Origin of the sequence: Sphingobium sp. (genome assembly GCF_035511395.1) — a bacterium.
Taxonomy (GTDB): domain Bacteria; phylum Pseudomonadota; class Alphaproteobacteria; order Sphingomonadales; family Sphingomonadaceae; genus Sphingobium.
In genome coordinates this window covers 1-6,473 of sequence record NZ_DATKFP010000077.1, presented here as the reverse complement: position 1 = coordinate 6,473, position 6,473 = coordinate 1, and the positions used below count along the sequence as shown (strand labels likewise).

7 protein-coding genes are annotated in these 6,473 nt (G+C 61.5%); 5 read left to right on the top strand and 2 right to left on the bottom strand.

The annotated features are described in order from the left end of the window. Both VMR39_RS04605 and VMR39_RS04600 read right to left on the bottom strand, forming a co-directional pair. On the bottom strand, positions 1-604 hold a 604-nt coding region (locus VMR39_RS04605), incomplete at its 3' end, for an SDR family NAD(P)-dependent oxidoreductase (RefSeq protein ID WP_325414821.1). A gap of 38 nt (positions 605-642) precedes the next feature. Continuing rightward, positions 643-1,440 carry an SDR family NAD(P)-dependent oxidoreductase gene (locus VMR39_RS04600; protein ID WP_325414819.1) on the bottom strand — a complete coding sequence of 266 codons (798 nt, stop codon included), beginning with the start codon at positions 1,438-1,440 and terminating at the stop codon, positions 643-645. Positions 1,441-1,643: 203 nt separating this feature from the next. On the opposite strand from VMR39_RS04600, the gene VMR39_RS04595 reads away from it, so the two are divergent. The 5 genes from VMR39_RS04595 to VMR39_RS04575 form a co-directional block, all read left to right on the top strand. Then, positions 1,644-2,798 (top strand): CaiB/BaiF CoA-transferase family protein, encoded by a 1,155-nt coding sequence (locus VMR39_RS04595; RefSeq protein ID WP_325414817.1) that lies wholly within the window; start codon positions 1,644-1,646, stop codon positions 2,796-2,798. A gap of 29 nt (positions 2,799-2,827) precedes the next feature. Then, a complete protein-coding gene (locus VMR39_RS04590) occupies positions 2,828-3,349 on the top strand; it encodes a nuclear transport factor 2 family protein (RefSeq protein WP_325414815.1) in 522 nt (173 codons plus the stop codon). Between the two features lie 62 nt (positions 3,350-3,411). Next, positions 3,412-4,155 (top strand): FadR/GntR family transcriptional regulator, encoded by a 744-nt coding sequence (locus tag VMR39_RS04585; protein ID WP_325414813.1) that lies wholly within the window; start codon positions 3,412-3,414, stop codon positions 4,153-4,155. A gap of 79 nt (positions 4,156-4,234) precedes the next feature. Further along, entirely contained in the window at positions 4,235-5,425 is a 1,191-nt protein-coding gene (locus VMR39_RS04580) for an acyl-CoA dehydrogenase family protein (RefSeq protein WP_325414811.1), read from the top strand. Between the two features lie 5 nt (positions 5,426-5,430). Further along, positions 5,431-6,473 (top strand): acyl-CoA dehydrogenase family protein (locus VMR39_RS04575; RefSeq protein ID WP_325414809.1); only part of this gene is annotated, 1,043 nt, incomplete at its 3' end.

The window sequence follows — 6,473 nt, the reverse complement described above, 5'->3', positions numbered from 1 at the left end:
GCTCGAAGAAATAGTCGAGTGATGGCGTCTGTATCCAGCCGGGGGCGACGGTGTTGACCGTCACGCCATCAACGGCAACTTCGCCCGACAGTGTCTTGAGAAAGCCGCTGGTCGCGGGGCGCGCGACATTCGCGACGCCATGGGGGAAGCGGCCCTGGGGTTCCTTGGCGGTTCCGGAACCGATATGTATGAAACGGCCCCATTTTCGGGCCTGCATGGCAGGAACAGTGGCCTGGGCGAGATAGATGTTGCTGATCGTGTAGATTTTGAACGTCTTCTCGACAATGTCCGGGTCCATGCTGACCGCGCGGCCCTCGCTATAGTCGTTGGTCTGAGCCACCACGATATCCGGCATGTCCCAATGCGCGCGGCAAGCCTCCAGTGCCTTGGCGACACCTTCGCGGGTGGTCAGGTCGGCAGAGGCGCCTTCGGCCGTGCCGCCCTTGTTCCGGATTTCCCCGACCACCTGATCGATCGCTTCTTGTCCGCGGGCGACGATGAGAACCTTGCACCCCTCATTCGCCAGTGCCAGCGCGGCTTCCCGGCCCATACCCTTGCTGCCGCCGGCGACGAACGCGACTCTGCCGCTGATGCGGAAATCCATCTGCTCTCTCCTTTGCCTTTTCTGATCTGGACCATTTCTCAGACGCCGGGCATCACGCCCGGACCGGGCTCGCCGCCATCCATCACGATTATTTGCCCTGTCATCGCCTTGCCGCCCTCGGACGCGAGGAACACCATACCAGCTGCGATTTCTTCGGGTTGGATGATGCGGCGCAACGGAATACCCTGCCTGAAACGGTCGATCACTTGCGCATCTTCCTTCATCGACTGTTCCAGCGACCAGGAGCGAGTGAGCCCCGGAGCCACGCCGTTGACCCGCACGTTGAAGGGCGCCAGTTCTCCCGCAAGGCACCGTACCGCATGGTTGAGGCCCGCCTTGGCCACGCCATAGGGGAAAACACCATAGGAAGGGCGCACCCCGCTTGCCGAACTCGTCACCAGGATGACGCCATCGCACCTCTCCCGCATACCGGTCGCGGCATGATTCATCAGCGCCACGTTGTTGACGATATTGGCCTGCATGAGCTCCGTATATTCCGCGGTCGAGAAATCCTGCGCAGATCCGAAGATGGAACTGGTTGCCGCCGCGTTGCAGACCAGCACGTCGATCTGCCCGAAATGCGCCAATGCTTCGTCATAGGAGGCGATCAGCCGATCGAGTCGCAAAAGATCGGACTCGATCCCGATCGCAGCTCCCCTGCCGACGCGCTGGTTGATCTCCTCTGCTGCCGCCTGCGCCTCCGTTCCATGCCGGCTCGTCAGGACCATGACGGTGCCATGATCGGCGAAGGCTTCAGCGATCGCGCGACCGATGCCCTTGGTCGCGCCCGTGATGAAGGCTCGCTTTCCCGTGAGGTCGAACAGGGAATGGCTCATGCGATCGTCTCCATGCGCTTCAATATTGTCGGCTGATTGCTTAATCCGCTGACGAAGCAGTGCCACTGCAGTTTCGGCGGCGGAATATAAGGAATGCATATGTGATCGGACATGATGCTGATGAACGATAGGGCTGCTTTCGTCAGCTTGCTTGCTGGTCGAAACAATTTCTCTTATATGGGTGCCTATATGAGAGGGTGCTCATGATCGGTTCAACAGAATATATGTGCTCCGGCCCGTTGTCGGGCCTGCGAATATTGGAGGTTGCCAGCCTCGGGCCAGCGCCCTTTGCGGCGATGATGCTGTCCGACAGTGGTGCCGATGTCCTGCGCATTGATCGACCGGGCACGCAGCCCAGCCCCCATCCCGTGCTGGAGCGGGGGCGGCGTTCGGTAATTCTCGACCTCAAGTCACCGAAAGGCGTCTCGACGGTACTGAAGATGATCGAGCGGGCTGATGCCCTGATCGAAGGATTCCGACCCGGTGTGATGGAGCGGCTTGGTCTGGGTCCGGAGGTAGCGCTCGCTCGCAATCCGAGCCTTGTTTACGCGCGGATGACGGGGTGGGGACAGGACGGGCCGCTGGCGCAGGTGGCGGGACATGACCCCAACTATGTCGGACTGACCGGAGCGGTGCATGCGATCGGCACGCCCGAACAACCGGTATTGCCGCTCAATATCGTCGGCGACTATGGGGGCGGTGGCATGCTGCTCGCCTTCGGAATCATGAGCGCGTTATGGCACTCCCGGGCAACGGGCGAAGGGCAGGTGGTCGATGCCGCGATCGTCGATGGCGTGCTTTCGATGATGAGCGCGCTCTATGGTGACATGGCGGCTGGCCGTTTCACCGGCGAGCGGCAGGGCCCGGGCGCTTATGGATCGTCGCCATTTTCCGGACTTTATCGCTGCGGCGACGGCCTCTATATCAGCCTGTGTGCGTTCGAGCCGCATTTCTATGCGGCACTGCTTGACCGGCTGGAATTGACGCAGGAACTGGACCCCGCTGCCCAGTTTGACCGTGTGTGTTGGCCGGCGACCAGAACCAAGCTGGCCGGAACCTTCGCCAGCGCGCCGCGTGAGCATTGGTGCGCGCTGTTCGAGGGAGTAGATGCCTGCTTCGCGCCTGTCATCAGCATGGCCGAGGCTCCTGCTCATCCGCATCACGTCGCGCGCGGCGCTTTCATGAATCTTGACGGGATGACGGTGCCTTCACCTTCGCCTCGTTACGCGCAAACGCCGGCGGCAGTGCAGGGGCCGCCCTCCCATCCCGGCACGGGCGGCAGGGAGGTGTTGGCTGAATGGGGTTTCACGCAGGATGAGATCGCTGGGATCATGGACGCGCTCCCGATCGGCGCCTGACGAATAGATAATTAAGAGAGGAAAAAACGATGAAAGTGGTTGTCCAGGCGACCATGGTCGCGCTTGCAAGGCTATCGGGGCAGATAGCGGATGCACATCCTGTGACCGATCCCGATCTCGGCAGCCATTGGCCGATGGCCACCTTGTTCCACAAACGACCGCAGGCGGCCGTGCCGACCCAGGGTTCCTCCTGTGAGATCGCGTCCGACTATGTTGATATCGTGGAAAGTGGCGGCGGTGTGAAGATCGTGCCGCTGTTCGCTGCCGACGCCGAATTTCTGGGGCCGGAGGAGCGCGTGCTGCGCGGACGGGGGGAGATCAGCGCTTTTTATGCCAAGGTGCCCAAGTTGGTGCTGGGCGCGGTTCCGATCAGCTTTGTCGACCGCGGCAATGAATGTTTCATGGAACTGGCCGTGCGGTCACAGAGCGGCCCCACTGTCTATCGCCTGTTGGCGATAGACCATTTTACGATCGACAAGGACAGGCGCATAAGCCGACTTGTCATTTATTTTCGTCCGAGCGGGGGCAAGGAGGCGGCGCAGCTCAAATGACGGGCGCTCTTGCCCGAATGCCATTCTGACGGAATGGTGACGTTCTGCGCAAGTTTTGCTGGATGGAGAGTATGAGCGGATTATCTGATCGGAAGAGTGCCCCGGTTCTAAAGGCTACCCTACATCGCTTGCGTGAAATGGCGTTAGCGGCGCGACCGGGCGATTTTCTCGGTTCGGAGGAGGAATTGCGCGATCTGCTCGGGGTCAGCCGCCCCACCTATCGGCAGGCGGTTCGGATGCTGGAGCAGGACCAGTTGCTGACCAAGCGTATGGGCCCCCATGGGGGGTGCTATGCCAGCCGCCCTGATCCGAACAGCCTGTCGCGGCTGGCAGCGCTCTATCTTCAGGTGGAACGGGCAACATTGCATAATCTCATGAACGTGTCGCATGGGCTTCAGCAACATGCGCTGACGGCTGCCTGCCGATGTGAAGACGAAGGGGCGAGAGAGGGACTCCGCCGGTTCCTGGGTGATCTGGCGTTGGAAAACCGGCTGGACGACGCCGCATGGTTCCTTGAACGGGAACGTGCGTTCGAACAACATATATTGACGATGGCCGGCAACCCGGCGTTGCGCCTGTTTTTCCAGATTTCGCGTCAATTCGTGGATGACAGTCCCGCGTCGCAATTGCTTATCGCCAATATCGCTATGCGCCGCCTGCGCGCGTTGGCATGGACACGGCTGGGTGAAGCCGTTCTTTCCGGCGCGATCGAAGAAGCGATCGAGATATCGCATCAGCAACATAATGCCTTTGTCGCGTTGGTGCCGGGGGAGACGCTGCGTAGTGATGCGGTGCGCGCCGCCTGACATTTGACAAGGCCTTTATAAGTAGGTACCCATATGAACGAATCGTCGTGAACGCGATCGTTTAATGATGGGAGGATGCATGGCAGCCCTCGGGCATGACCCCGCCGACGAAGAATTTCGGCAAGAGGTGCGCGCCTTTCTTCGGGATCGGTTGCCCGCCGACATGGCGCGGCGAAACGGTCAAGGATTTCACGCTTCCCGCGCGGATACGCGCGCCTGGACCCGCATCCTCCATGAAAAGGGCTGGTCTGCGCCGAACTGGCCGGTCGAACATGGCGGAACCGGCTGGACCCTGACGCAGCAGGCCATTTTCGACGAGGAATGCACGGCGGCGGGCACGCCGCTGCTCGACATATTTGGCCTGTCCATGGTCGGCCCGCTGATCTTCACCTTCGGCCCGGGCGAACTCAAGGATCGTATCCTGCCTGCTTTCCTGCGTGGGGAGATCAGCTGGGCGCAGGGCTTTTCCGAGCCCAATTCCGGCTCCGATCTCGGTTCGCTGCAAACCCGGGCCGTGATCGACGGGGCTGATTATATCATTAATGGGCGGAAGATCTGGACGTCGGGCGCCCATGAAGCGGACATGATCTTCTGCCTTGTGCGCACGGGCGAGGGGAGTCGCAACGGACTGACCATGTTGCTGGTCGACGCGCGTGCGTCCGGCATCGCCATTCGCCCGATCGAGGACATCCGCAAGGAACACAGCCTTAATGAGGTGATATTGGACAATGTCCGCACGCCCGTCGCCAACCGCATCGGCGAGGAGGGAAAGGGCTGGGGCTATGCGAAAGCTCTGCTGGAACGCGAGCGTGCCTTCGCCGCCGAAATCCCCCGCAACCGTCACCATCTCGCGACGCTGAAGTGTATCGCGCGGGAGACGATGCGCGGCGGAAAGCCGTTGATTGAAGACAACCTGTTCGCAGCGCGCATCGCCGAAGCGGAAGTCGAGTTCATGGCGCTCGAATATATGACGCTGCGGGCGATGGCGGACAACGAAAGGGGTGGGCCTTCCTTCGGTTCATTCCTGAAGATACGCGGTTCTGAACTGGTGCAGCGCATCACGCAGTTGCAGGTGGAGGCGATGGGCGACCATGGCGCCTATCTCTATTCGGAACATGCCCATCGTGCGGGCGAACCGCAACCGGCGCCGGGGCCGGACTTCGCACCGGGTATTTGGTCGGAGGCCATGTATCGCCGTGCTTCCTCCATCTACGGTGGGGCCAACGAAGTGCAACGCACGCTGATCGCCAAACAATATCTGGAGCTTTGAGGGCCATGAATTTTCAACGCTCAGAGGCACAGGTGCTGCTCAGCGATGGTGCGCGCCGCTATGTCGAGAAGAATTTTGATTATGAGACCCGGCGCAAGGCGCTGGCGGGCGGCGAGGCCTACAGCGTCGAGCGCTGGCGCCATATGGCGGATATGGGCTGGCTCGCGCTCGTTCTTCCCGAAGCGCATGGAGGTCTGGACGGCACGCCAGCCGATTATGCCATATTGATGGAGTCGATCGGCGGCGGTCTTCTGCCTGAACCGCTGGTGCCGGTGGTGCAGGCGGCGCGCCTGCTGCTTGCGACCGGCGGCGCTGATGATCTGCTGGCGGCTACGGCGATAGGCGAAGCGCGCCCTGTCATCGCCCATGGCGAAATTGCGGCTGGCGGATGTCTCTCCCATGTGGAGGCGCGGGCGGATCGGACTGGTGGAGGCTGGCGCCTGACGGGCACCAAGGCGCTGGTCCTGGGCGGCGCCGCCGCCACTCATTATGTCCTGAGCGCGCGTACAAGCGGCGCGACCGGCGATGAAGTCGGGATCAGCCTGTTCCTGCTGCCCGCCGACCATCCGGATCTAGGCCGGCGCGACATACGGCTGACGGATGATAGCTTCGGCAGCGACCTGCGTTTCGCGAATCTCAACCTGCCCACCGATGCGCTGCTGGGTCAGGAAGGGGAGGGTTTCGGGCCGTTGCGCGAAGGCATGGCATGGCTTCAACTCGGTCTTCATGCCGAGGCTCTGGGCGCGATGGACAAGGCGATGTGGACCACGCGCGACTATGTCCGTACCCGCCAGCAATTCGGCACGACGCTCTCTACATTCCAAGCGGTGCAGCATCGCCTGGCTGACATGGCGATGGAGATAGAGATGGCACGGTCCATGCTTTTCCGCTTGCTTGCCGCGTTCACGCGGGACAGCCGCACGCTGGACCGCATTTTGGCGGCAGCCAAGGCGCGGTTCGGTGAAGCCGGCTTTTTCGTCGGTGCCCAGTCGGTTCAACTTCATGGCGGCATGGGCATGGCCGACGACTATGTGATCGGTATGTTGTT

What these genes read in the sequence shown, in the direction of transcription:
- VMR39_RS04600 (WP_325414819.1), bottom strand. Translation starts at nt 1,440, where the DNA reads ATGAGCCATTCCCTGTTCGACCTCACGGGAAAGCGAGCCTTCATCACG.
- VMR39_RS04595 (WP_325414817.1), top strand. Translation starts at nt 1,644, where the DNA reads ATGATCGGTTCAACAGAATATATGTGCTCCGGCCCGTTGTCGGGCCTG.
- VMR39_RS04590 (WP_325414815.1), top strand. Translation starts at nt 2,828, where the DNA reads ATGAAAGTGGTTGTCCAGGCGACCATGGTCGCGCTTGCAAGGCTATCG.
- VMR39_RS04585 (WP_325414813.1), top strand. Translation starts at nt 3,412, where the DNA reads ATGGAGAGTATGAGCGGATTATCTGATCGGAAGAGTGCCCCGGTTCTA.
- VMR39_RS04580 (WP_325414811.1), top strand. Translation starts at nt 4,235, where the DNA reads ATGGCAGCCCTCGGGCATGACCCCGCCGACGAAGAATTTCGGCAAGAG.